This is a genomic window from Pseudomonas sp. SWRI77 (assembly GCF_014269105.1).
Classification (GTDB): Bacteria; Pseudomonadota; Gammaproteobacteria; order Pseudomonadales; family Pseudomonadaceae; genus Aquipseudomonas; species Aquipseudomonas capeferrum.
In genome coordinates this window covers 99,456-124,821 of record NZ_JABWRV010000007.1, presented here as the reverse complement: position 1 = coordinate 124,821, position 25,366 = coordinate 99,456, and the positions used below count along the sequence as shown (strand labels likewise).

The window sequence follows — 25,366 nt, the reverse complement described above, 5'->3', positions numbered from 1 at the left end:
GGTTTGGATGGCGCCCCATGGGAGTAGGTATGTCGTTACGCACTAAACTGCTCTGGCTGTTCGCGCCGCCGCTGTTGCTGGTGCTGCTCCTCAGCTACGTTGCCGCTCATGCCTTGCTGCTCGAACGGCTGGACAAGCAGGACGAGCGACTCCTGGTCATCGAGGCAGGCCGCATGCGCGCGCTGTTGGGCAGCATCTTCGAACGCGATGCCGATCGCTTGCAGCAGTTGGCCGAGTCACTGCCTCGCCCCCTCGGCCTGGCGTTCCCTTTGCCCGCGCAAATTTTCAGCCGGACCGGTTTCGACTTTTTCGTACTGGCCACCGATACAGGGCAACTTGCGGCCTGGAAACCCCTGGACCCTGCGACGTTCAGGGCCACAAGCAACAGTACGCCTTTGTCATTGGCAGCACTCCAGCGCGAAGTGTCGACGCAGCTTGAGCGCTTGACCAGGGCCATGGCGTCAGCGCCAGCGCCTCAGCTGATGCTGGTGAACGGCCAGCCGTTCATTCTTGTGGCTGTTGATGGCGGCCCGGCCGGCGCAAAAGACGTCTTGTTTGCAGGCACGTTTCTCGATGCCGCGCGGATCGCCGCCCTGCAACGGCAACTGGGCGCAGTGCTGCAGTGGAATGCTGCCGGCGCTGAACGCAATGCCTCGCGAGCGGATGGCGAGTTCATCAGTATCGGCAATCGCCAGATCAGTGACGCGCGCCAGCACAGCATCGAGCTGATCTTCCATGACAGCCTGGGCGAGCCGCAGGTGAAGTTGCAGTTGCAGCGTGAGCGGCACCTGTATATCGAGGGCAGCGAACAACTGAAGCTGTTGCTGGGGGCTATGGCCGCGATCATCTGCCTGGCCTGGGCGCTGATCTATCTGGCCTTGGACTTCACAGTGCTCAGGCGGATTTCTACCCTGCATCGAGAGTTTCATGCCATAGGCGCAGATTCAACGGGCGGGCGTTTGTCGGATGCAGGGCATGACGAGTTGGGCCTGCTGGCGCAGGAAGCCAACCGCACCCTGGACCGTCTGGAGCAGAGTGAGAGCCGCGGGCGGGTAATCCTGGACGGCATGGAGGATGGCTACTTCGAACTCGACCAACAGGGCAGGATCCAGTCGGTAAACCCTGCGTTCTGCAAAATACTTGGCTACGCTGCGGCGGATGTCATCGGCCACAGGTTCGCTTCACTGCAAGGCAGTACGCAGGCCAACTCGACCACCCCAGCTGTGGTGTTCGACACCGAAGCAGGTGCGCCGCTGTCGGCCCGGCTGCAGCGTGCGGATGGAAGCGTGGGCCATTACCAAACGCGATTTACCAGGATCAGTGGCCCAACTGGCAGCGTGATCGGCTACCGCGGCATCCTGCATGACGTGAGCGAGCATGTTCAGTACCAGCAGGCGCTGCTGGACATGGCCTACCATGACGCACTGACCGGCTTGGGCAATCGCAAGGCTTTTCACCAGCAGTTGGAGCGGCAACTCGATACGCAGCGCTGGCCGCTGGCGCTGGTTTTTCTCGACCTGGACCGTTTCAAGCAAGTCAACGATCGCTTTGGCCACGATGTCGGCGACGCCTTGCTGTCCTGCATGGCCGAACGCCTGCACAATGCCATGCGCGAGCAGGACTCGGTCTATCGATTGGGTGGCGATGAGTTCACGGCGATCCTGCCTGGCATCGACGAGGCGGCGGCCAGAGCACTGGCCGAGCGGCTATTGGCGGTGTTGAGTGCACCGGTGAGTATCGGCGACGTGCTGATCGATTTCGTCACACCGAGCATCGGCCTTGCGTTCGCGCCTGCGCATGCCACCTGTGCGGACATGCTGGTCAAGGCGGCAGACCAGGCGATGTACCACGCCAAGCAGCAACGTGGGCGAGTCTGTTTGGCTGGTTGAGGGCAATGCTAGCGGCAACATCATAATCGTATGGAAGGAGAGCCTGCATGAAGATCAAAACGTTGGCTGCAACGATGTGCCTCAGCACATTGCTGTTGCAGGGCTGTGCGAGCAAGTATGTGGAGTCCGATCAGTACTCGGGCTTTCTCAAGGATTACAGTGTCTTGAAGGAAGACAAATCCCCATCAGGGGCTCCGGTGATGCGCTGGATAAAGCCGGGCACCGATGCGAAGCGGTATACCAGCGTGTACCTGGAACCCAGCCAGCTCTATCCCAAGCCGCAACCGACGGAAAAGATCCCGCAATCCACGCTGCAGGGCATCACCCAGTATTATGACCAGACGCTGAAAAACCACTTCTCCCAGGTTTTGCCGTTGGCGACAAGCCCGGGCCCAGGGGTGCTGGTGGTTCGCCCGGCGATCACCGCTGTCAGTGCAAAGACCAAGAGCCTGCGGCCTTATGAGGTCATCCCGATTGCCCTGGTAGCCGCCGGCATCAGCACCGCCACTGGCATCCGTGACCAGGACACCAGCATTGCTACTGAAGCTGCGTTTCTGGATGGCGATACCAACCAAGTGGTCGCTGAGGTCGTGCGCAAGGGAGCGGGGACGGAACTGGATAACGCGTCTCAGGTCATGCAGGCCAAGGACGCAAAAGCAGTGCTCGATGGTTGGGCCAAGGACATGGTGAGTTCTTTCCAGGCACTCAGGAAGTGACCCAGACCGCCCCACTGAGACACAGCGTGGGGCGGTTTCATGAACACAGACGGCATCGACGATGCGACCGGCCACAGCATGTGCGATGCCAGTGGCGGGCAGAGGTCAGGGAACGATATTCCATTCGTCCATCAGTCGGCACTCCGCCGAGGGACAGGCGCTCAACTGTTCACCTAGAGCCCTTCAGGAGTGACGGCCATGCCACGTGGAGACAAAGACAAATACACCGACGAGCAAAAGCACAACGATTTTGCGCCAGTTTTTCGGCCTGAGCCTGGAGCGAATCCTTGAGAAACCACCATTCTCAACTTCCGTCGCCTGCTGGAAAAACACGCGTTGGCCGCTGGTATTTTCGGTGTGATCAATGGCTATCTGGGCGACCGTGGCTTGTCACTGCGACAAGGCACCATCGTCGATGCCACGCATGATTCATGCACCCAGTTCGACCTAGAACAAGGACGGTAAACGCGGCCCAGAAATGCACCAAACGAAGAAGGGAAACCAGTATTCCTTCGGCGCCAAAGCTTTTGAACGGCAACCGTTTTTGAAAGCGCCGATGGCTCAATAGCCGAAAATAGCGGTCTACTTCAGACCCTCCCTAGGAGGGTGCGCTTGTCCAATGCAACGCTGCGATAGTCCTGTCACCGTACAGTAGACCTTCACACTTGATCACGCCTAAGAAACAACGGCCAAGCAAGTAAAAGTCGATGTGATCTAGGCGCAATTCAGAACCTCCAAAAAGCAGGAGAAACGAGGACTAACACGGTAAGAATTTCAAGTCGGCCAAGGAGCATTCCGATGGTCAGCAGCCATTTCGCAGCGTCGGGTATAGAGGCGAAGTTCCCGGCAGGCCCAATCACTGTACCTAGCCCTGGCCCAACGTTACATACAGCCGTTGCTGCACCACTGAGCGCTGTGGTCCAGTCAAGCCCTATCAAGGATAACCCCAGTGCGATCATGGCAATGGTGAAAGAGAAGAAGAACGAAAAAGTCAGCAATGAGCGCACGATCTCTTCATCAATGGGGTGACCATTGTACTTTTTCGAGATCATCGCCCGTGGATGGATCAACTGCTTCAAACTGCTAACCAGAAGCGACGCGGCCACCTGAAAGCGAAATATTTTCAACCCGCCGGCTGTAGACCCTGAACACCCTCCTATAAACGTAAGGTAGAAGAAGAGCAGTACTGCGAAGCTGCCCCAAAGAGTGTAGTCCCCTACAGCAATGCCTGTGGTGGTTACCACCGACGTCACATTGACTGCGACGATCCTAAATGCATCTGTCCATGACAGGTCGCTATGCAAGTATAGCCAAGTGCCCACGGCTACCCACACCACTACAAGAAATCCAAGGAAGCCGCGTACCTGGTGGTCTTTCAGCAGTGCTCGCCGGTGACCACGCAGTGTCGCCACGTACAAGGTAAAGGGCAGGCTGCCCAAGATCATAACCACCACTGCCACCCAGTGCACAGCGGGCTGCCGCCAGTGGCCGAGTGAGGCATCGGACGTTGAAAAGCCACCGGTTGAGATGAGTGACATCGAGTGATTGATGGCTTCGAAGGGTGTCATACCAGCAGCCCACAGTGCCACTGTGGCCAAAGCTGTCAGCCCTAGATAAATCACCAAGATCATCTTGGCCGCGACATGGGAACGAGGCGTCACCTTATCAGACCAGTCCGAAGACTCCGTCTGAAACAGGCGCATCCCGCCGACACGCAGCAGCGGTAAAATAGCAACGGCCATGCCGATGAAGCCTATACCACCAAGCCAATGCAACAAGGATCGCCAGATCAGCAGCCCCGGCGACGCGCTGTCGAGTCCGGTCAGCACGGTCGAACCAGTAGTGGTGATTCCCGACATCGTTTCGAAGAAAGCATCCGTGTAGCTGATATGTCTGATGAACACCATAGGCAAAGCCGCAAAGGCGCAGACGATGACCCAACTGACCGTGGTCAGGAAATACATATCTCGGGCCCTCAGTTGCGGCGCCTCGGGCATCCCGCGAGCGATCAGCGCAGTGCCCGCACAGAGGGCAATGAGGCTCGACCATACGAAGGACTCGAGGTCATCGCTACGGTCATACAATAGCAGTGTCGCCATCGGAATAACCATGCTGACGGCCAGGGTAATCAGGAAGACCCCGAGGATGAATGCAATGAAGTGCAATGCAGGGAGAGGCATCGAGCAAACTCATCATGTGGCGGTACCGGGCAGTATCAATTTCACCAAGAAGATGTCGAGTAAAAAAGTCGTAAAGGAGAAGTCTGTGCCGTGAGTGCTGAAATGAGATGCAGTAAACCGCAAAGCTCTGAAGCCTGCAGGGGCCACTTGTGCTCAGATGGTTGCTATGTAGGTGATGATGCTTTGCTGACAGTCACCCTTTGCCAGACTTTTTTCTCAGGAGATGCAAGATGAGCATTGATTGGATCAATTTCACACCATGGTCATCATTATGTGGAGGTGCCTTGATAGGGCTGGCGGTCAGCTTGTTCGTTCTCGCAAATGGTAGAATTGCAGGCATCAGTGGCTTGCTTGGAGGTGTGCTGCAATTTGGCAGTGAGGGTTGGAGCGAGAAGGCTCTGTTTCTGCTCGGTTTGGTGATTTCGCCACTGCTTTGGGGGGCTTTCACCGTCTTACCAGAAATTGAAATCGATACAGAATGGCCCGCCTTGATTCTAGCGGGCTTACTCGTCGGAGTTGGAACCCGTTACGGGTCGGGCTGTACGAGTGGTCATGGCGTGTGTGGGATCTCCCGACGCTCTCCTCGCTCCCTCTTGGCAACGGCGTGTTTTATGACCTCCGGTTTTGCAACGGTGTACGTCACTCGTCATATATTAGGAGCCTGAAGATGCTCAAGTTGACCGCATTTATTGCAGGACTCATGTTTGGCTTGGGTTTACTTCTAGCAGGCATGGCAAACCCTGGCAAGGTGCTGGCTTTTCTTGATGTTAGCAAAGCCTGGGATCCGTCACTTGCTCTTGTGATGCTCGGCGCCATCTCGGTAGCGGCTATCCCGTTAAACTGGGCACGTAGGCATAGTCGATCTTTGCTGAATGCCCGTATGCAGTTACCAGTCAAAAGCAGTTTAGACGTCCGTTTGATGGGGGGCAGTCTAGTGTTTGGTGTGGGATGGGGAATTGCGGGAATCTGCCCTGGGCCAGCGGTTGCTCTTCTACTCACCTGGCACTGGCAAGTCGTCATATTCTTTTTAGCGGTAGTGGCCGGCATGTACGCTTTTTCCTTTCTGGAAAGCCGACATGCTTCGCGATCAGAAGGTTAGCAACAGACAACGCGCTCATAGCCATAACTGGGATAGCCATTCAGCAGGTGCACGGGCACCTCCTGCGCTCGGCTGGTTGCGTAGTCGAAAAGGATCACCGGGCGATCAGGTGGGCCGCCGGTTTGTACCCACATCCAGGTTTGGCTGCTGGGCTCACGACCCGGCTCTTCAACGGCAGCCACAAGCGCAGGTCAGTTCATGCTCGGGCAGTTCGTGGACAACTTCGATACGCGGCAAATCAGCCGGCAGCGGCTTGCGCTTGCCACGGCGTTTGGTCGGCGCAACGACTTCCTCGTCGCCAACCGCATCGTCGGCCTGGACAGTGCCTTCAGCTGGGGGGGCATGGCGGCCTCGGCGCTGGCGGCCAATGTCAGTGGGCAGATCGTGCAGCCGGGTGTAGGGGGCATGGTCGTCAGAGGCCAGGTCGCCGCTCACGCCAATGCGTTCATGAACGACAAGTGGTTTGGTGGCGACAAACCGGATTACTCCAGGGTTGCGGCGGATGCCTTTGGCAACGTCCTGGCCAACTTCGCCTTCGGTGCCGCTGACAGCTTCCGGACCCAGGCCGCTCGATACGGCACAATGGCTGCGTCACTGGCGGACGGGCTGGTGGTGGATCTGCCGGCGAGCCTGGTCACACCGGACCAGCAGGAACCTCTGTTCGACTTCGATGCCGGACAGCCAGGCAGAAGCGCTGTCTTGGCGTGCCGTACGCGGGGTTTCCAATGCGGCGCTGGACATGCTCGACAGTACGGCGATCATGGCCGGGCTGGTGACCGATGCACAACTTCGCGACCAGGCGCTGGAAGGCTTGTCCCGACTGAGCAGCGAGGTAAGGAATGACCCACAGGGCGTCTTCGACAGAACGGTCAGCGCGGCGGATCGCTACCTGACGCAAACAGAGGGGGCGCAGATCGCCGAAGATGGCCTGCGCCTGCTCACCAGTACGCTTGCTGGTGGGGTGGCGTTGCGTGCGACCACCGATGCCGCGGGCTCGGCGGTGCGGGCGGGGGCATTCTACTACCGCAATTCGGTGTACGTGCCACCGGCACTGTCATACGGCACCCTCGGCGGCGGGATCTTTATCCCAAGCCTTGGCAAGCGGATCACCACGGTCACCAAAGCGATGAGCAATAGATTCCAGGGCAATGGCTACCGAGATCCGCTGAGCGACCTTATCATTGCTCCACCAGCTGGCCAGGTTCTGGCGGTTGATCATATTTTCCCTGTCAGTAAGCTCATTGAGCTGCCGGGATTCAATAGGCTCACCCGTTCGCAGATGACCGACATCATTCAGGACCGTGTTGGACTTGGAAATCTGCAGCCGCTGCCACAGTCGCTCAATGCGTCGAAGGGCGCCAACTTGGGCTGGAAAACTTACGACGGAGAAGATCTGAAGGGTAGCTACATACGCTACCTGGAGAGAGATCAGGTCCTGTTGCAGAGACGAATTGTCGAGCAGATACAAGCTTTTGATAAACTGAACGCGGGAGGGCGCTGATGCTTGATAAGAATATGTATGATCTGGTGTGCACGAGCGCAGCCGATGTTGGCGATGCCCTGCGACCGCACCTCCACAGCGTGGTTGTGAATGGGCTGGGTACACCCGTCGGCACAATGTTTCCTGGCTTTGCCGCAGCTTTCCCTAATACCGTAGCGGCTATCGAACGCGAGTACGCGGAGCCGTTAGTGCTGTTCGAACGCTATGCGGGTACCTGGATAGCGTCGCTGGTAGCTGAAGCGCAAGCGCGGAACATGTTTTTCAATTTAGTGCCGGAAACGCTTGAAACAGAGGGGCCAGCGTTCGAAAGGAACTGTGCGATGCTGCCGCCCCGCTGGAAAGAGCTGTATCGCTATTTCTGGTCTTTCATGCTTACCGAGCGCTCATATTTATCCAACGATTGGACCAACTCGCCGTTCTCTTACAGCGGGCGTCTGACGATCGAGCGCTATCGTGTGCTGCGCGGCGTTAAAAAAGCGTTGATCAAAGACTTCGTCAACAGTACCCAGGCAAACTCCGTGCACTCCCTGTATTGCTGGTTGTTGACGGACGCGGGTGATGCCCTGTTTCTTGACGAGGACAAGTGCGACGGCAAGGTCTATCACGTCAAGAACAATGACTTTGCCGATTACCGACTGCTCGAAGATGCAGAGAACGTGCTGGATAACTACCTGGCGCACTACGTGACGACGCAATCCCCGGCAGGCTTCGACTTCAGGGCATAGGGCAGCAACAGGGGGCGCTCTTTGCGTCACCCCCTTGCCAGAATCCTCACCACTCCCATTCCATTGCATTTGTCTCCTCGTACATCCCCCTGATCCGCCGCAACGCCTGCCCATGCAACTGCGACACCCGTGCCTTGCCCACCCCGAGCAGTCCCGCCAGTTCCACGAAGCTCATCTGCTGGTAGTAATGCTCAACGATGATCTGCCGTTCTCGCTCCGGCAGGCGCTCTACCAGCAGGCCGAGGCTTTCATCCTTGTCTTCCTAGACATACGCGCTGAGAGGGTTGTTGTCTGGCGGTTCTTCATCGATCACCCCCAGTTCAAAGAAGTAGCCGAAAGCGAGGTCGACGGCGTTGTTGACCACCAGCTCGAAATCGCTGTCGGTGGCGCCGAACCGCTGCTCGCTGCCGATGCCTTCCAGGCGTTCGCGGGCGATTGAGCGCTGATCCTTGATATAGGCAGACAGCCCCTTGAGTACTGTGCCCTTGAGGAATGCTCGGCGTAGGTGCGAAAGCGTACCTGGCGCAGTGGGTCGAAGCCGTCGATGGCCTGCAGCAGCCCTTGGGAGGTGAGGCTGAGGTAGTCGTGCCATTGCGGCAGCGGGTGCGGATAGCGGTTGTAGTAGTACCCGGCGACGGTGCGCGACCAGGGGCTATGGAAGAAGAACAGGCGTGTGCGGGTGTCTGCCTCACGCAGGCACAGCCATTGCTGCCAGAGCAGGCGTTCTTCGTCACTGAGCACTTGCGGGTTGTCCATGGACAGCTCACACCACGCTGCGCACGAGCGTCTGGGTTATCAGGCCCCAGCCATCGATCAGCAGAAACAGCATGATCTTCAGCGGCAGCGAAAGCGTGATCGGCGGCACCATGATCATGCCGAGCGACATCAGGATAGGAGACGATAAGGTCGATGATCAGGAACGGCAGGAAGATCATGAAGCCGATCTGGAAGGCGATCTTCAGTTCACTAAGCATAAACGCCGGCACTAAGTGCACCGGCGTGAGTTCATCCACCGAGGCCGGCAGCGGTGCCTTGGCCAGTTCGTGGATCAGGCGCAGGTCGGACTCGTGGGTCTGGCGCACCATGAAGTCGCGTACCGGAACCCAGCCCTTCACGGCGGCCTGCTCGCTTTCGGTGGGAAATAGTTTTTTGTACCCCCAGTCATACTGGTCTCGCGCTTCCCGGTAGTGCCGGACAACCCATGTATTGTCGACTGTAGACGTATCGCTGACATTACAGTGCGGGCGATGGTGTTTTGGCGGCCTCTGAAGGTGATTCCCGCAATATCTGTAGCCGTCAAGAACACCACGATCACCACTTGAAGTGATGGTGGCCGCCTAATTTGAGGGGAGAGAGTTTCAGGCCTCGATGTGCGATTCAAAGACTCTCAGGGTCGCCAAAAAACATCTGTATCCGCGACCGCAACCATCGCTCAGCCGGGTCGTTATCCTGCGCCCCGCGCCAAGCCATGTGCAGCTCGAAACTGCGCACTTCAATCGGCAGATCTTCCGCCCGCAAGCCCCCCGCAGCCGTCAGTGCATCCGCCGTGTAGTCCGGTACCGTGGCAACGATATCGGTCCCCGCCAGCAAACTCCCCAGCCCGTTGAACTGCGGCACCGCCAGCACCACGTGGCGCTTGCGGTCAATTTCTTCGAGCGCTTCATCGATGAACCCGGACAGGTCGCCGGCGAACGACACCAACGCATGCGGCCGGGCGCAGAAGTCATCCAGGGTGATGCTGCCCGGCACGCTGTCGGCACGCAGCAGTTTCGGCTTGCTGCGGCGCAGCACCTTGCGCTTGGCGTTGGCGGGCAGCTCGCTGGTGTAGCTGACCCCCACCGAGATTTCGCCCGAGGCCAGCAAGGTAGGCATCAGCAGGTAATTGACCCGGCGCACCACCAACACGATACCCGGCGCTTCGGCGCGGATACGCTTGAGCAGTTGCGGCAGCAGGGCGAATTCGGCGTCGTCCGACAGGCCGATGCGGAACACCGCATTGCTGGTGGCCGGGTTGAACTCGGCGGCGCGGCTGACGGCGGTGGAGATGGAGTCCAGCGCCGGGGAGAGCAGGGCAAAGATCTCATGCGCCCGTGCCGAAGGCTCCATGCTGCGGCCGGTGCGCACGAACAACGGGTCGTCGAACAGGTTGCGCAGACGCGACAGGGCCGCGCTGATGGCCGGCTGGCCGAGGAATAGCTTCTCGGCAGCACGGGTCACGCTGCGCTCGTGCATCAGCGTTTCGAACACGATCAGCAGGTTGAGGTCTACACGACGCAGGTCGTTTCGATTCATCGGTGCGCTTCGCCTTAAGTGGGGCAGGGGTGAATCTTAAGGCCAAAGGCTGTTACCCTGCACCGATTTCCGGGTGCCAATTCATAGGAATGTCAGGTGCCCAATCGATGACAAGCATGTCGACTATTAATGACCACTGATGGTCTAACGGCCAAAGCCCGGATAAAGTCCGTGGTATTAGAGGTTCACAAGGCGAGGTATGCGATGTCCCGCATGATCCGATTCCACAAGTTCGGCGCTGCCGATGTGCTCCGTTGCGAGGAGCAGGCCGAACCGTCGCCCGCCGCCGACGAGGTGCAGATCCGCGTCGAGGCAATCGGCGTCAGCTGGTATGACGTGCTCTGGCGTCAGAACCTGGCCCCCTCCCAGGCCCGCCTGCCGGCGGGGATCGGTCATGAAATGGCCGGGGTGGTGACAGCTGTAGGCGAAGGGGTCGAGGACATTGCGGTGGGTGACCGGGTCGCCAGCTTCCCGGCCACCAGCGCCAATGATCACCCGGTATACGGCGACGTGATCGTGCTGCCACGCACGGCAATCACCCGGTATCCGGATATCCTCACGCCTATCGAAGCCAGCGTGCACTACACGCCGCTGCTGATCGCCTACTTTGCCTATGTCGACCTGGCCCGCGCCAAGGCCGGGCAAACGGCGCTGGTCACCGATGCCAGCCACTGCGCAGGGCCTGCGTTCGTGCAACTGGGCAAGGCCCTGGGGCTGAAAGTGTTTGCCGCCACCAAGGCGCCCGAGCAACGCGAGTACTTGCTGGGGCTGGGGGCGGACAAAGTGATCGTCACCGAGGAGCAGGACCTGCTGCTGCAAATCGGCAAGTACACCGACGGTCGCGGCGTGGACATGGTCCTCGATGGCATGGGTGGGCCGCAGATGTCGCTGCTCGGCGATGTCCTGGCACCCCGAGGCAGCCTGGTGTTGTATGGCCTGCAAGGTGGCAACCAGACGCCATTCCCGGCTTGTGCGGCGTTCCAGAAGAACATCCAGTTCTATGTGCACTGCATCGGTAACTTTACCGGCAAACCGGAACTGGGCATCAGCCAGGACCAGGTTGCGCTGCAGCGTGCCTTGCGCGATATCAACCAGTTCACCGCCGACCAACTGCTGACGCCGCAGATCATCAAGGTGTATCCGTTCGATCAGGTGGTCGAGGCACATCGGTATATGGATGAATGCCCTTGCGGGGGGCGGGTGGTGCTGGATATGGCGCAGCCTGCGTGATCTGACATTGACGACAACAGGAACCCGGGCACAGTCCCGGGTTTTTGTGTTTTGCGGCTGCACATTTTCAGCGTGATACTTGTAGATAATCAGATGCATCCTACAAATTAATAATACGTGGACTACATACTTCAAGGGGTTACCGTTTATTGCGGTAATATCCTGGAAGAGATTTGAAGTTGAACGCTTGCAGTGTTCCATTCATTGTGTGTTGATGCACTGGCTGAATGGTTTTTTTACCCTTATCTGTATCTTCTATTCGATGTACAACTCTCGATAATGGCCTAGTGATAGTTTGCGCAAGGAGCGTGGAATGAGCATGGCTATGCCCGAGCCAGGGCAGTGTATGGCGGCAGCCTGTCATCAGTGTGGGGCATTTTTTTCGATGGCTTGGCGACAGAGCATGTCACATCGTTACTTCCCAAGACTTGTAGGAAAATTCTTCAGGATCGATGCACTACACGGTGTGCAGTTGACCGTGTAATGAATGCATGAAGTTGATGAGGTGATTACGTGAGCGCTATTCACGAACAGGCGATGCACTATATCTACCAGCAAGTGTTGGAACGCTTGTTGAGCCATATGTCCCAGGCGCAGCGCGCGTCTGTGCAGTTGCTGATACAGCGGCTGCTGGTGGCTGCCGGTGGCCCCGAATACATCGGCACATTCCGTTTGCTGGTACTGCAGGGCAATGACCGCCGAAGTGCCCACCTGTTGGCCATTCTGCGCGCCGCCCAGTTGAGTATTGCCTTGCGCGCCCCGGTGACCTTCCAGTTGCGGGTACTGGTGGTCAACCTGCCGACTGCCGGCAATGCCGCGCTGGACAACCATGAGCGCAGCTTCAACGCCTTGTTCATGCAGGATGACCCGCGGGTACAACTGCAGATGACCGAAGGCTGCGAGGTGGTGCCGTTCAATCGTCGGCCCTCGGCGTCGACCGAGCGCTGGGCCCTGGCACGCAATGCCATGCTGATGTTCGGGCACGGGGTCGATGCCCGGCCCGAAGCCCTGCTGGGCAGCCGGCTGCATCTGGAGCTGGCGGGTGCCGTGGGTGTTGCGCTGCAGGCGCAGTCGCGTGCGGATGTGCTGATTACCGCCGTACCTGCCCGGCAGCGACGCCGTTACCTGGCCTGGGCCCGGCGTAGCCTGTGCCAGGCAGGGGAGCGCGGGCCCCATCTGCTGCATCAGTGCCTGGCGACATTGGCCAGCGGGCTGGGCAGGTTGCAGGGGGTTGCCGGGTCACCCCTGGAGCCTGTGGGCGACCCCTGCCGCGTAGTCGCGGAGGATGCCACGTTGCGGGTGATCGCTATCGATGACTTGCTGCCGCATCTGCTTGAACAAGAGCAGCTCGACCTCATGCTCGGCTGCCGCCTTGACCCTGACCAGGACGCCTGGCCGCTGGCGGCCTTCATCGACCCTAAGGCCCTGGCACAGCTGCACGAACTGCGCGCCCGTTGCAGCGAGCCAATGGGCCATCGACAGGCGTTGCGGCTGGCCGGCCCTTGCGCTTTCGATGGGCAGCGCGAGCCAGCTTCGGGGCATCCGGGCAAAGCCTACGGCATCAGCCAGACCCAGCTGGTATGCCTGTTGTTCAGCCCCTTTGCCAGGCAGGGCAAGGGCCTTGAGCGTTTTCTGCAATGCCGTCATCCCGACATGCAGGTGGCGTTGCCCTACCTGCATCGGGCCTTGCAAGGTAAACCGTGCCCCGATGCGGTGAAGGACTGGCTGGTGAATACCAGTGGCTTGGCACTTGTGCAACTGCGGGCGATTTATGAGGGGCGTCTGCAACCCGCGTCCAGGCGCTTGATGGCGAACCTGGCCCGGCGTGATGTGCACCTGAAATTGTTGCCGGCGCCGTTCGTAGCGGGACGACCTGGCCTAGAGGGCTTGCCCTGATGGGGCGATCGCTGCCGGGCGACTACGCCTATCGCAAGGTGTATCACTACCTCGAATCGCTGATCGACGAGGCCCAGGGGCTTGAGCCATGGCGCCTGCCCTCGTTGCGCACGCTGTCCCGGCGCTTGCGCGTATCGCTGGCCACTGTGCAGAGCGCCTACAGCCTGCTTGAAGAGGAGGGCCGTGTGCATTGCGTGCCGAGGTCGGGCTACTTCGTGCGCGTGGATGTACAGCCGGATGGCCCGCCGTTGCCAGCACCGAGCGGGCTAAGCAACGTACCGACGCAGCCCATGCTGGAACGTTCATTGTTTACCCACGAGCGGCGCCTGGCACGCCAGCGGGCTTGGGCGGCTGCCCCGCTGGAGGAGGTCGGCAGCGCGCGGCTGCGTAATGCGCTGGCCGAACGCTATACCCGCTCATCCAGCCATTACTGGCGTGCCGAAGAGGTGCATCTTGCCCCCGACGTACAGGCGTTGCTTGAGGTTGTGCTGGCGGCGCTGGCCCTGCGCGGGGGCACCGTGCTGGTGTGCTCGCCGTGCTGCTGGCAAGTGCTGCGCGCGTTGCAGCGTTGCGGCATGCGCGTGCTTGAGGTGCCACTGAACGCATACGGCGCTGCAGACCTGCAGGCGTTGGCGGGTTTGCTCAGCGCGGAGCCGGTGGGCATGCTGATCATGCCGTCCTGCCTGAGCATGCCCCAGGGCCGGCTGATGTCGCAGCACGACCAGCAGCAGATAGGCCAACTGCTGGGCGAGTACCCGGTGTGGTTGCTGGAGAATGACCTGGACAGCGAGTTGTGCTTCAGCGGGCCGCCGGCTGCGCGCTTGCGCGATTGGGTCGACCCGCGCTGGCTGTTGATGATGGGCTCGTTCGAAGCTGCGGTGGGCGGCGAAGCGCCCTACGCCTATGTGCTGGGGCGGCATGCAACGCTGACCGAGGCCTTCGCCCAGCGTGCGTTTCAGCTTGCGCCCTTGCGGCTGCAGGCGCTGGCGCTGATGCTCGGCAAAGGCGAAATCGAACGCCAGTCAGAAAAGCTGCGCGCAGAACTGCAATGGCGCATGGAGTGCCTAGGCCAACAACTCAGGTTGCAACTGGGTGAGCAGGTCTCCTTCCAGATGCCGGAGGGTGGCTGGACCCTGTGGCTGCGGTTACGCCGGCCAGTGCCGTTGGATGGCATCGTGGCGGCGCTGTCAGGCACCGCCTTGCGTGTGGTCCCGGGCGGGCAACACAGCCTGCAGGTGCGTCATCAGCAATACCTGGCGCTGCGGTGGGTGGGGGAAGGGCTCGATGCGCTGCAACAGGCTCTGGAGAAGCTGGCGCAGGCGCTGGAGCTGCGTTGCGGCCGGCCAGTGGGGTAGCAGTCGAGGGTGAATGGTAACAGGGGCCACTTTACGGCCCCTGTTGCGGGTGCCCGTCTGCCTACTGTTCCTGCCCCTGGCGCAAGCGGGTGCTGATCAATGCCGCCAGTACCAGCATCGAGGCGATGATCCACAAGCCGTTGCGGGTGCTGCCGGTTGCCTGCTCGATCAGGCCCATCACCGACGGCCCGACGAAGCCGCCAAGCAGGCCGCACGTGGTGACGAAGGCCAGGCCCGCCGCCAGCGCGTTGCCGCTCAAGCGGCTGGAGGGGAAGACGAAGATGATCGACTGCACCACGAACAGCATCAGCGCGGTCAGCGAAAACCCGATCAGGCCGATGAACGAACTGGACAGCGAGGCGAGCAGCAGCCCGGCCGACATGGTCAGCAACCCGAAGAACAGCAGGGTGCGGCAACGATTGGGCGAAGTCGCCAGGCGGGGCAATGTCGCAGCGCCAATGGCGGCGGCAATCCACGGCACCGAGGTCAGCAACCCGACCTGGAAGGGCGACAGCGCGGCATAGGTGCCGATGATGCCAGGCAAGAAGAAGATCACCGTGTAGATGGTGATCTGGTGCACGAAGTACACCGCGATCGCCAACCAGATCTGCTTGTCGCGAAACATCTGCCCCAGCTTGCTTTGTTGCGGCGCCGCAGCCCGTTCGGCGTTCAGGCGGCGCTCGATGTCCTGGGCATCGGCGGCTGACAGCCAGGGCGCCGATGCCGGGCCATCGGGCAGTTTTTTCCACACCACGTAGGCCAGGGCCACCGCAGGCAGGCCTTCGAGCACGAACAGCCATTGCCAGCCGTGCCAGCCCAGCACGCCGTCCATTTCCAGCAGGGCGCCGCCCAGCGGCCCGCTGAGGATGTTGGCCACGCATACCCCCAGCAGGAAGTAGCCGGTGGCACGGGCACGCTGTTCGCGGTCAAACCAGTACGTCAGGTACAGCATGACGCCAGGGAACAGGCCGGCTTCGGCCACCCCCAGCAGCAGGCGCATGATGTAGAACGAGGTTTCGCCCTGGACGAACGCCATGCCCGCCGAGAGCAGGCCCCAGGTGATCATGATGCGGGTGATCCAGAAGCGCGCGCCGACCCGGTGCATGATCAGGTTGCTCGGCACTTCGGCCAAGGCATAGGTCAGGAAGAACAAGCCCGCGCCCAGCCCATAGGCCGCCGCCGACAGGCCCAGGTCGATGCCCATGCTGGCCTTGGCCAGGGCGATGTTGGTGCGGTCGAGAAAGCTCATCACGTAGACGACGATAAGCAGCGGCATCAATTTGCGCAGCAACAGGCCGTTAAGGCGCTGTTCGGTAGCGACGGCAGGCGCGGCGGCCGCTGTCGTGCCAGTGAGGATTGTCATTGTTTTTTCCCCGTGAAAAGTGCTGGTGGTGTGCCGCGCCAATGGCGGCACACCGAGGTGGGTAGGTCAGGAACGGTTGATGTCGAGCCACACCGCGCCATTGGGGTACTGGTAGCGCTCCAGGGTGTCAGCGTGCATTTCTATGCTGTAGCCCGGGCGCTGCGGTGGCATGTAGCGACCGCGGCGGATCACCACCGGGTCGAGGAAGTGTTCGTGCAGGTGATCGACGTATTCCAGCACCCGATTGTGCAGCGAGGCCGACACGGCGATGTAGTCGAACAAGGCAATGTTCTGCACATATTCGCACAGCCCGACCCCGCCGCCATGCGGGCAGACCGGCACATCGTACTTGGCGGCCATCAGCAGCACGATCAGCACCTCGTTGAGGCCACCCAGGCGGGCTGCGTCCAGCTGGCAGAAGTCCAGCGCGCCGGCCTGGAACATCTGCTTGAACATCACCCGGTTGTGGCAGTGCTCACCGGTGGCCACGCCAATGGGTGCGATGCGCTCGCGGATGGCGGCGTGCCCGAGGATGTCATCCGGGCTGGTGGGTTCTTCGATCCACAGTGGCTCGAACGCCGCCAGACGGCGCATGTTGGCCACCGACTCATCGACGCTCCAGACCTGGTTGGCGTCCATCATCAGGGTGCGTTCCCAGCCAATTTCGTCGCGCAGGATGCTGGCGCGGCGGATGTCTTCCTCAAGGTCAGCGCCGATTTTTTGCTTGATGTGGGTCCAGCCCTCTGCCACCGCCTCACGTGCCAGTTGGCGCATCTTCTCTTCGCTGTAGCCGAGCCAGCCGGGTGCGGTGGTGTAGCCGGGGTAGCCTTCGCGCAGCATTTGCGCTTCGCGCTGGGCCTTGCCTGGCGCCTGGCGGCGGAGCAGGGCGATGGCCTCTTCGGGGGTCAGCACGTCGGTCACGTAGCTGAAGTCCAGGCAACGTACCAGTTGCTCAGGGGTCATGTCGGCCAGCAGCTTCCACACCGGTTTGCCTTCGTGCTTGGCCCACAGGTCCCAAATGGCGTTGATGATGGCCGCCGTGGCCAGGTGGATCACGCCTTTTTCCGGGCCCAGCCAGCGCAGCTGGCTGTCGCCGACGGTGAAGCGGTGCCAGAACGCGCCCATGTCGGCGGTGATGTCTTCCAGGGTCTGGCCAACGATCATCGGTGCCAGCGACTGCACCGCCGCCGCGCAGATCTCGTTGCCACGGCCGATGGTGAAGGTCAGGCCGTGGCCTTCCAGGGCAGCGGCGTCGGTGTGCAGCACGACGTAGGCGGCCGAGTAGTCAGGGGCGCTGTTCATGGCGTCGGAGCCGTCCAGCGACAGCGACGTCGGGAAGCGGATGTCACGAACGCTCAGGTGGGTAATGCGTATGCTCATGGCGGACTCTTGTTCTGGTCGGGCAGTGGGAGACCTGACTGTAGGTTGTCGAGCGATACAGGCATAATCGCCAATTCCTAAGTAGGGATATCGAAATTGATATGTCTCAGATGCCCCCGGACACGCCGCCGCTGACGCCATCGCTCGGCACATTGAAGATTTCCAGCCGCCAGATCACCTTGCTCAACGCGCTGGGCGAATTTGGCAACCTGCGCCGCGCCGCTGCGGCCATGCACACCACGCAACCGGCGGCCAGCCTGCTGTTGCAGCAACTGGAAGAACGCCTGGGCGTGCGCCTGTTCGAGCGCCTGCCGCGCGGCATGCAGCCGACGCTGTATGGCGAGGTGATGATTCGCTATGCGCAGAACGCGCTGCACGAGTTCGAGCATGCCCAGGCACAGATCGCCGAGCTGGCCCGCGGTGCCTCGGGCCTGGTCCGGGTGGGCAGTGTCATGGGGCCGGTGCCCGGCCTGCTGACCAAGGCGGTGCTGGCCTACAAGCGCGACCACCCCAAGGTGCGGATCTCCCTTGAAGTCGGGACCAGCGACACCTTGCTGCCGGCGCTGTTGCGCGGTGATTTCGACATGGTGGTCGGGCGCCTGCCAGACCAGAGCGACAGCCAGGACCTGAACATCGAACTGTTCGAAGGGGGTGAGCAGATGCGCGTGATCGCCCGCGCCGGGCACCCGTTGGCCAACGCCAAGGCATTGCAGCTGGCAGACCTGGTGGCCCTGACCTGGATCCTGCACCCCATCGGCAGCCCCATGCGCCGGCGGGTCGAGAGCGCCTTGCAGGCGGGCGGCATGGTGCAGTCGCTGGACATCGTCGAAACCGCCTCGATCCTGGCCACCACCGCCATGCTCGAAGCCTCCGAAATGATTGCCGTGGTGCCCAACGATGTGGCCCAGCACTATGCGCGCTACGGCATGGTCGCCATCCTGCCGGTGGAGCTGCCGATCACCATGGCCAACCTGGGCTTGCTGACCCTGCGCTCGCGGCCCAATTCCGTGGCCCTGGACCGCTTGCTGCAGTACCTGCGGGCGCAATAGCCATGCCTTCACACCTTTTCGAGGTTGCCCTCTGATGCCGTCGGACATTACCCATTCCAGCTTCTGCAACTGGGTCCGCTTCAAGCACCTGGTGCTGATCGACACCCTGGCACGTACTCGCAACATGCACGCCACCGCCACCCGCATGAACCTCAGCCAACCTGCCCTGAGCAAGATGCTGCGGGACCTGGAAGAGCAGTTCGGCTTTGCTTTGTTCGAGCGCCTGCCACGCAGCATGCCGCCTACCGAGCTTGGCGAGTACGTGGTGCGCTACGCCCAGGGGGTGCTGGCCGACTCGCAGCAGTTCGTCGACCAGGTCAACCGGCTGCGCAAAGGCGGGCATGGGTTTATCCGGGTTGGCGGTATTTTCGCGGCTACCCCCGTGGTGCTGCCCCAGGCGATTGCCGCCATCAAGGCGCGCAGCCCGTTGCTGTCGATCGAGGTGGTGGAGCACTCCAGTGACCATCTGCTGGCCATGCTGGAGCAGAACAAGCTCGATATCATGATCGGCCGCTTCACCGAAGAGCGCTTCAGCCAGTTGTTCGATTATCAGCCCCTGGAGCCCGAGCCCTTCAGCCTGGTGGTCAACAGCCGCCACCCGCTCAATGCCCTTGCCAGCACCCCGTTGGAGGCCCTGGGTGACTGGCCATGGGTGCTGTACCCCGTGGGTACGCCGATCCGCAACCGCCTGGAGCACGCGTTCAGGGTTGCCGGCATTGCCACGCCGGCGGACAGCGTCGAGACCATTTCGATGCCGATGTTCCTGCAGTTGCTGCAGTCCGGCCCGATGATCGCCATGCTGCCCAGGTCAATGGTCGCCGCGCAACTGAACAGCGGCCAGTTCAAGGAGTTGCAAAGCCCCTTGCACTTGCCGGCACTGGAATACGGCATCGTCACCCGCAAGGACGAGCCGCTGACCCCGTCGGCCCGGGAGTTCGTCGACATTCTGCTCGACTTCGCGCAGCAACGGCGTGACGCGCCAGGGGCGCCAAGCGATTGATAAATCACCGCTGACAGGCAGTATCGATAACCCAGAGTTATCGCGTGATCGGATCATCTCATTGGGAATGTTGCGCAAGGCTTCTTACAGTGGTCGCAGATTCGCCCGGCATCGAACGGGCGTCGCCATAACAAGAAGTCAGCCGCACCGCCCTGAGAGGTCCCATGCAACTGATTGCCCGATCCGGTGACCTTGCCGTCATCCGCCTCAACCCGCTGGACAACGTCCTAATCGCCCGCCAAGCCTTGCCTGAAGGCCTGCACCTGGACGCCGAGGCGATCACCGTGCGCCAGGCGATCCCCTCGGGGCACAAAGTGGCCACGCAGCGTGTGGAGCAGGGCCAGCCCCTGCGCCGCTATGGCCAGATCATCGGTTTTGCGTCCCAGCCCATCGACGCTGGCGACCATGTACACGTCCACAACGTGCAGATGGGCGATTTCGCCCGTGACTACGCCTTTGGCGTCGATGCCCGCAGCACGCCGAGCCGCGAGGCGGTGTTCGAGGGCATCGTGCGTGCCGATGGGCGGGTGGCCACCCGCAACTACATTGGCATTCTCACCTCGGTGAACTGCTCGGCGACCGTGGCACGGGCCGTAGCCGACCACTTTCGCCGCGACATTCACCCCGCAGCCTTGGCCGACTACCCCAATATCGATGGCGTGGTGGCATTGACCCACGGCGCCGGCTGCGCGGTCGACCCCTCTGGCGAGGCGCTGGGCTTGTTGCGTCGCACCTTGGCGGGTTACGCCGTACACGCCAATTTCGCTGCCGTGCTGATCATCGGCCTTGGCTGTGAAACCAACCAGATCGAAAGCCTGCTCGAAACCCAGGGGCTGACCACCAGCACCCAGTTGCGCGCCTTTACCATCCAAGGCATCGGTGGCACCTCGAAGACCATCGCCGCCGGCATCGAGCAGGTCAAGGGGCTGCTGGCCGAGGCCAACCAGGTGCAGCGCGAGCCGGTCAGTGCGCGCCACCTGATCGTCGGCCTGCAATGTGGTGGGTCCGATGGCTACTCGGGGATCACCGCCAACCCGGCGTTGGGCAATGCCGTCGACCGCCTGGTGGCCGCCGGTGGTACGGCGATCCTTTCCGAAACACCTGAAATCTATGGCGCCGAGCACCTGCTGACCCGTCGCGCGGTCAGCCGTGAGGTGGGCGAGAAGCTGGTCGCCCGTATCCACTGGTGGGAAGACTACTGCCAGCGCATGAATGCCGAACTGAACAACAACCCTTCGGCCGGCAACAAGGCCGGTGGCCTCACCACCATCCTCGAGAAGTCGCTGGGCGCGGTGGCCAAGGCCGGTTCCAGCAACCTGGTCGATGTCTACCAGTACGCAGAAGCGGTGCGGGCCCAGGGCCTGGTGTTCATGGACACGCCGGGCTACGACCCGGTCTCGGCCACTGGCCAAGTTGCCGGCGGCGCCAACCTGATCGCCTTCACCACCGGCCGCGGCTCGGCCTACGGCTGCGCGCCGGCACCGTCCATCAAGCTGGCGACCAACAACCGGGTGTTCGAGCACCAGGAAGAAGACATGGACGTCAACTGCGGTGGCATCGCCGATGGCTCCACCAGCATCGAAGAGCGCGGCGCGTACATCTTCGAACAGATGCTGCGCATCGCGTCCGGCGCGCGCAGCAAAAGCGAACAGCACGGCTACGGGCAGAACGAGTTCGTGCCCTGGCAGATCGGCGCCGTGACCTGATCGACAGCCCATTCCTGATTTTTGAGGCAACCCCTATGCACGTTAGCGGATACAACTTCATTGCCGGCCAGCGTAGCGCTCAGGGCCAGACCCTGGTCTACAGCGTCGATGCCCACACCGGTGAACGCCTGCCGGTCGCTTTCCACCAGGCTACCCTGGCCGAGGTCGACAACGCCGTGAATGCTGCCTCTGCGGCCTTCCCGCTGTTTCGCAACCTGGCATCCGTGCGCCGCGCCGAGTTCCTGGAGGCCATTGCCGATGAACTCGACGCCCTCGGCGAAGACTTCATCGCTTTGACCTGCCAGGAAACGGCCCTGCCAACGGCCCGTATCCTCGGCGAGCGCGGCCGTACCAGCGGGCAGATGCGCCTGTTCGCCCAGGTGCTGCGCCGGGGTGACTTCTATGGCGCCCGCATCGACCAGGCACTGCCTGCCCGTACGCCTCTGCCACGGCCTGATTTGCGCCAGTACCGCATTGGCGTAGGCCCGGTGGCGGTATTTGGGGCTAGCAACTTCCCCCTGGCGTTCTCCACGGCGGGGGGTGACACCGCAGCGGCCCTGGCGGCCGGTTGCCCGGTCGTTTTCAAGGCCCACAGCGGCCATATGGCCACCGCCGAGCGGGTCGCCGAGGCCGTGATCCGGGCCGCTGAACGCACCGGCATGCCGGCCGGTGTGTTCAACATGATCTTCGGTGGCGGCGTTGGCGAGGCACTGGTCAAGCACCCTGGCATCCAGGCAGTGGGCTTCACCGGTTCGCTCAAGGGCGGGCGTGCGCTGTGCGACATGGCGGCGGCAAGGCCACAGCCGATACCGGTATTCGCCGAAATGTCGAGTATCAACCCGGTGCTGGTACTGCCTCAGGCCTTGGCCAACCGCGGCGCGCAACTGGCCAAGGAACTCACCGCTTCGGTGGTGCAGGGCTGTGGCCAGTTCTGCACCAACCCGGGCTTGGTCCTGGGCATTCGCTCACCGGCGTTCAATGCTTTCATCGAGCAGTTGGCCGGGCACATGGCTGACCAAGCGCCACAGACCATGCTCAACGCCGGCACCTTGAACAGCTACGGCAAAGGCCTGCAGGCCTTGGCTGCCCACCCGGGGGTGAAGCGGTTGAGTGGCCTGGCGCAACAGGGTAATCAGGCCCAGCCGCACCTGTTCGAGGCCGATGTCAGCCTGCTGCTGGAGCAGGACGAGCTGCTTCAGGAAGAAGTGTTCGGCCCTTGCACGGTAGTGGTTCAGGTAGCCGACGACGCCGAGCTGCTGCGTGCGGTCGCGGCCTTGCGCGGGCAATTGACCGCCACGCTGCTGGCGGACGATGCGGACCTCGCGGGCTACGGCCATCTGCTCGGTGCGTTGGAAGAGAAAGTCGGTCGCGTTCTGCTCAACGGCTACCCCACCGGGGTCGAAGTGTGCGATGCGATGGTGCACGGTGGCCCGTATCCGGCCACTTCGGACGCCCGTGGCACCTCGGTCGGCACCCTGGCCATCGACCGCTTCCTGCGCCCGGTGTGCTACCAGAACGTGCCGGATGCCTTGCTGCCCGCCGCCTTGCAGAACGCCAACACGCTGGGCATACAGCGCCTGGTCGATGGCAAGCCAAGCCGCGCGGCCCTGAACTGATCGTGGAGTGCCAGGCATGACTCAAACCAGACGCTACGACGTGCAGGTAATCACTGCTTTCGTCGAGCAACTGTTCGAAAAAGCAGGTGCCGATGCCGAGGTCGCCCAAGTGGTGACCCAGGTGCTGCTCGAAGGCGAAGTGCTGGGCCATCGCACCCATGGCCTGAACCTGGTCAGCCGCTATATCGGCGGTATGCTCAGCGGGCAGGTCAAGGCGCAAGCCCAGGCGCTGGAGCAGGTGTCGGACAGCGGGGTCTCCAGCCTGTTCGACGGCCATTACCTGCTCGGCCCGTACTGCGTCAGCCGCGCACTCGACTGCGCGGCCACAGGGGCCAGTGCACAGGGCATCGGCATTGCTGTGGTGCGCCGGGCCGCGCACATCGGCTGCCTGGCAGCGTACCTGAAACCCTACACCGACCGTGGCCTGGTGGCCCTGGTGTATTCGTCGGACCCGTCGGTGGGGCTGGTCTGTGCCCATGGCGGGGTCGACCCGGTGTTCACGCCCAACCCGATTGCCGCCGGCATACCGACCCAGGGCGAGCCGATCCTGCTGGATGTGAGCATGTCCACCGTGACCCTGGGCCTGGTCGGCCAGTGCCGTGATGCCGGCAGCAAGCTGCCGCACCCGGTGCTGATGAGCAACGACGGCCAACTGAGCGATGACCCGCGCGACTTCTTCAGCCAGCCGCAGGGCAGCATCCTGCCGCTGGGCGGCCAGGCCTTTGGTCACAAGGGCTTTGCCTTGGCGATTCTGGTCGAGGCGCTGACCTCGGGGCTGGCTGGCCATGGTCGCAAGGACGCCCCGGACCAGTGGGGCGCGTCGGCCACCGCCGTGGTCATCGACCCGCGCTTTTTCGGCGGCCTGCAAGCATTCACCGACGAAACCAGCTTCCTCGGCCAATTGGTCCTCGCCAGCCGCCCGGTAGACCCCGAACGCCCGGTACGCCTGCCAGGCCAGGCCGGCCTGGCCTTGCGCCGACACGCGCTGGAGGAGGGGGTGAGCCTGTCGGCGCACGTGCTCGATGACCTCGACCAGTTGGCTGGGCAGTTGCAACTGGCGCCACTTTCGCAGGCGCTGGCTCAATGAATGACAATGACAACAAGGGTACCCACATGACCGACCAATCGAATGCCACGCCACCGCTGCAACTAAGCCACGACATCGCCGTGTTCGACAGCGGCACCTGGGTCGGCCGGGTCTGGCTGCCCGATCAGGGCCCCGCCGTGGTGCTGGTCAAAGCGGGCGCCGTGCACGATATCAGCGCCCATGTAGCGACCGTTTCGGCCTTGCTCGAAGTGGCCGACCCGGTTGCTTATCTGCGCGCGCTGCCGTTGCCCGAGGCGTTGATCGCTCTGCCGGCGTTGCTGCGCAACAGCGACCCCAGCCAGCGTGACGCACGTTTGCCCTGGCTGCTGGCGCCGATCGACCTGCAAGCGGTCAAGGCCGCCGGTGTGACCTTTGCCGCCAGCCTGCTGGAGCGGGTGGTGGAAGAGCAGGCCAAGGGCGACCCGGCCAAGGCCGATGCCATCCGCGACACCCTGGCCAGCCGCATCGGTGCGGACCTCTCGCAGATCATCCCGGGTTCTGCCCAGGCCGAAGCGCTGCGCAAGGTGCTGGTGGAGCAGGGCCTGTGGTCGCAATACCTGGAAGTGGGCATTGGCCCGGACGCCGAAGTGTTCACCAAGGCGCAGCCGCTGTCGGCGGTCGGGCATGGCGCCGACATCGGCATCCATCCCAAGTCCAGCTGGAACAACCCGGAGCCGGAAGTGGTGCTGGCGGTATCGAGCGACGGCAGCATCAAGGGCGCCATGCTGGGTAACGATGTCAACCTGCGCGACTTCGAGGGACGCAGTGCCTTGCTGCTGTCCAAGGCCAAGGACAACAACGCCTCCACCTCGCTGGGGCCATTGCTGCGCCTGTTCGATGAAAGCTTTGGCCTGGACGATGTGCGTAACGCCGAAGTGGACTTGCGTGTCGAAGGCCAGGACGGCTTCATTCTTTCTGGCCGCAGCTCCATGCGCCAGATCAGCCGTGACCCGCAAGACCTGGTGCAGCAGACCCTCAACGAAAACCACCAGTACCCCGACGGGCTGGTGCTGTTTCTCGGTACTCTGTTCGCCCCCAAGCAGGACCGCGACCAGCCCGGCAACGGCTTCACCCACAAGCCAGGCGACCTGGTAGCCATCAGCAACGCGCAACTGGGTACCTTGTGCAACCGTGTGACCACCAGCGACCAGGCGCCGCAATGGGGCTTCGGCCTGCGCGCGCTGATCGACAGCCTGAGCCGGCGCGGCCTGCTCGAAGCAGCGGTGACGGCACGCCAGCCTTGACGGCTGCCGTGCCCCAGGGATGAACGTAACAGGATAGA

Annotated in this window: 21 protein-coding genes and 3 pseudogenes; 16 read left to right on the top strand and 8 right to left on the bottom strand. The window is 61.9% G+C overall.

Annotated features, from left to right (window positions below; translation table 11 throughout):
• The first annotated feature begins 29 nt into the window (after positions 1–29).
• From HU766_RS09910 to HU766_RS09900, 3 genes and pseudogenes are all read left to right on the top strand, one after another.
• Positions 30–1,889, top strand: a complete 1,860-nt coding sequence (locus HU766_RS09910; protein ID WP_186655891.1) for a diguanylate cyclase — start codon at positions 30–32, stop codon at positions 1,887–1,889.
• Positions 1,890–1,936: 47 nt separating this feature from the next.
• A complete protein-coding gene (locus HU766_RS09905) occupies positions 1,937–2,605 on the top strand; it encodes a DUF3313 domain-containing protein (protein WP_186655882.1) in 669 nt (222 codons plus the stop codon).
• A 241-nt stretch (positions 2,606–2,846) separates the two neighbouring features.
• Positions 2,847–3,122 (top strand): annotated as a pseudogene (locus tag HU766_RS09900) (IS5/IS1182 family transposase); the annotation flags it as partial.
• A gap of 208 nt (positions 3,123–3,330) precedes the next feature.
• On the opposite strand, the gene HU766_RS09895 reads toward HU766_RS09900, so the two are convergent.
• Complete coding sequence (locus HU766_RS09895; RefSeq protein ID WP_186655880.1) at positions 3,331–4,785, bottom strand: TrkH family potassium uptake protein; 1,455 nt, start codon at positions 4,783–4,785, stop codon at positions 3,331–3,333.
• 230 nt (positions 4,786–5,015) lie between these two features.
• Here HU766_RS09895 and HU766_RS09890 point away from each other — a divergent pair, with 230 nt between their 5' ends.
• Positions 5,016–5,450, top strand: a complete 435-nt coding sequence (locus tag HU766_RS09890) for a YeeE/YedE family protein (protein ID WP_186655878.1) — start codon at positions 5,016–5,018, stop codon at positions 5,448–5,450.
• Positions 5,451–5,452: 2 nt separating this feature from the next.
• Positions 5,453–5,884 (top strand): DUF6691 family protein, encoded by a 432-nt coding sequence (locus HU766_RS09885; protein ID WP_186655876.1) that lies wholly within the window; start codon positions 5,453–5,455, stop codon positions 5,882–5,884.
• 32 nt (positions 5,885–5,916) lie between these two features.
• Here HU766_RS09885 and HU766_RS09880 read toward each other — a convergent pair.
• A pseudogene (locus HU766_RS09880) lies at positions 5,917–6,193 on the bottom strand (transposase); the annotation flags it as partial.
• Positions 6,194–6,554: 361 nt separating this feature from the next.
• On the opposite strand from HU766_RS09880, the gene HU766_RS09875 reads away from it, so the two are divergent.
• On the top strand, positions 6,555–7,385 hold the full coding sequence (locus tag HU766_RS09875) for a hypothetical protein (protein WP_186655874.1): 831 nt from the start codon (positions 6,555–6,557) through the stop codon (positions 7,383–7,385).
• Positions 7,385–8,110, top strand: coding sequence for a hypothetical protein (locus tag HU766_RS09870; RefSeq protein WP_186655871.1), 726 nt, complete (start codon positions 7,385–7,387; stop codon positions 8,108–8,110). Before HU766_RS09875 ends, HU766_RS09870 begins: the two co-directional genes overlap by 1 nt.
• Before the next feature lie 46 nt (positions 8,111–8,156).
• Here the strand turns inward: HU766_RS09870 and HU766_RS26180 are convergent, their stop codons facing one another.
• From HU766_RS26180 to HU766_RS09855, 4 genes and pseudogenes are all read right to left on the bottom strand, one after another.
• Positions 8,157–8,309, bottom strand: coding sequence for a sigma factor-like helix-turn-helix DNA-binding protein (locus HU766_RS26180; protein WP_346656664.1), 153 nt, complete (start codon positions 8,307–8,309; stop codon positions 8,157–8,159).
• 110 nt (positions 8,310–8,419) lie between these two features.
• Positions 8,420–8,866 (bottom strand): hypothetical protein, encoded by a 447-nt coding sequence (locus tag HU766_RS26175; RefSeq protein WP_238338592.1) that lies wholly within the window; start codon positions 8,864–8,866, stop codon positions 8,420–8,422.
• Positions 8,867–8,873: 7 nt separating this feature from the next.
• A pseudogene (locus HU766_RS09860) lies at positions 8,874–9,213 on the bottom strand (flagellar biosynthetic protein FliP); the annotation flags it as partial.
• Positions 9,214–9,487: 274 nt separating this feature from the next.
• A complete protein-coding gene (locus tag HU766_RS09855) occupies positions 9,488–10,402 on the bottom strand; it encodes a LysR family transcriptional regulator (RefSeq protein ID WP_238338591.1) in 915 nt (304 codons plus the stop codon).
• Between the two features lie 204 nt (positions 10,403–10,606).
• Here HU766_RS09855 and HU766_RS09850 point away from each other — a divergent pair, with 204 nt between their 5' ends.
• The 3 genes from HU766_RS09850 to HU766_RS09840 all read left to right on the top strand — a co-directional run bounded on the left by HU766_RS09850 (position 10,607) and on the right by HU766_RS09840 (position 14,883).
• A complete protein-coding gene (locus tag HU766_RS09850; protein ID WP_186655868.1) occupies positions 10,607–11,632 on the top strand; it encodes a zinc-dependent alcohol dehydrogenase family protein in 1,026 nt (341 codons plus the stop codon).
• Positions 11,633–12,145: 513 nt separating this feature from the next.
• Complete coding sequence (locus HU766_RS09845; RefSeq protein ID WP_186655866.1) at positions 12,146–13,528, top strand: hypothetical protein; 1,383 nt, start codon at positions 12,146–12,148, stop codon at positions 13,526–13,528.
• Positions 13,528–14,883, top strand: coding sequence for an aminotransferase class I/II-fold pyridoxal phosphate-dependent enzyme (locus HU766_RS09840; RefSeq protein ID WP_186655864.1), 1,356 nt, complete (start codon positions 13,528–13,530; stop codon positions 14,881–14,883). Before HU766_RS09845 ends, HU766_RS09840 begins: the two co-directional genes overlap by 1 nt.
• Before the next feature lie 61 nt (positions 14,884–14,944).
• Here the strand turns inward: HU766_RS09840 and HU766_RS09835 are convergent, their stop codons facing one another.
• Both HU766_RS09835 and HU766_RS09830 read right to left on the bottom strand, forming a co-directional pair.
• Positions 14,945–16,246 carry an MFS transporter gene (locus HU766_RS09835; RefSeq protein WP_186655844.1) on the bottom strand — a complete coding sequence of 434 codons (1,302 nt, stop codon included), beginning with the start codon at positions 16,244–16,246 and terminating at the stop codon, positions 14,945–14,947.
• A 66-nt stretch (positions 16,247–16,312) separates the two neighbouring features.
• Positions 16,313–17,626, bottom strand: a complete 1,314-nt coding sequence (locus HU766_RS09830) for an L-fuconate dehydratase (RefSeq protein ID WP_186655842.1) — start codon at positions 17,624–17,626, stop codon at positions 16,313–16,315.
• 101 nt (positions 17,627–17,727) lie between these two features.
• Between HU766_RS09830 and HU766_RS09825 the strand changes: the two genes are divergently transcribed.
• The 6 genes from HU766_RS09825 to HU766_RS09800 all read left to right on the top strand — a co-directional run bounded on the left by HU766_RS09825 (position 17,728) and on the right by HU766_RS09800 (position 25,328).
• Positions 17,728–18,675 carry a LysR family transcriptional regulator gene (locus tag HU766_RS09825; RefSeq protein ID WP_033698387.1) on the top strand — a complete coding sequence of 316 codons (948 nt, stop codon included), beginning with the start codon at positions 17,728–17,730 and terminating at the stop codon, positions 18,673–18,675.
• A gap of 34 nt (positions 18,676–18,709) precedes the next feature.
• Positions 18,710–19,675: a LysR family transcriptional regulator gene (locus HU766_RS09820; protein WP_186655840.1), complete on the top strand. Its 966-nt coding sequence runs from the start codon at positions 18,710–18,712 to the stop codon at positions 19,673–19,675.
• A gap of 164 nt (positions 19,676–19,839) precedes the next feature.
• On the top strand, positions 19,840–21,381 hold the full coding sequence (locus tag HU766_RS09815) for an altronate dehydratase family protein (RefSeq protein WP_033698382.1): 1,542 nt from the start codon (positions 19,840–19,842) through the stop codon (positions 21,379–21,381).
• A gap of 35 nt (positions 21,382–21,416) precedes the next feature.
• A complete protein-coding gene (locus tag HU766_RS09810) occupies positions 21,417–22,997 on the top strand; it encodes an aldehyde dehydrogenase (NADP(+)) (RefSeq protein WP_186655838.1) in 1,581 nt (526 codons plus the stop codon).
• 16 nt (positions 22,998–23,013) lie between these two features.
• The gene (locus HU766_RS09805) at positions 23,014–24,084 is read left to right on the top strand and encodes an Ldh family oxidoreductase (RefSeq protein ID WP_047583135.1); all 1,071 of its coding nucleotides are present in this window, start codon (positions 23,014–23,016) and stop codon (positions 24,082–24,084) included.
• Positions 24,085–24,110: 26 nt separating this feature from the next.
• Positions 24,111–25,328, top strand: coding sequence for a fumarylacetoacetate hydrolase family protein (locus HU766_RS09800; protein WP_186656122.1), 1,218 nt, complete (start codon positions 24,111–24,113; stop codon positions 25,326–25,328).
• Positions 25,329–25,366: the final 38 nt, after the last annotated feature.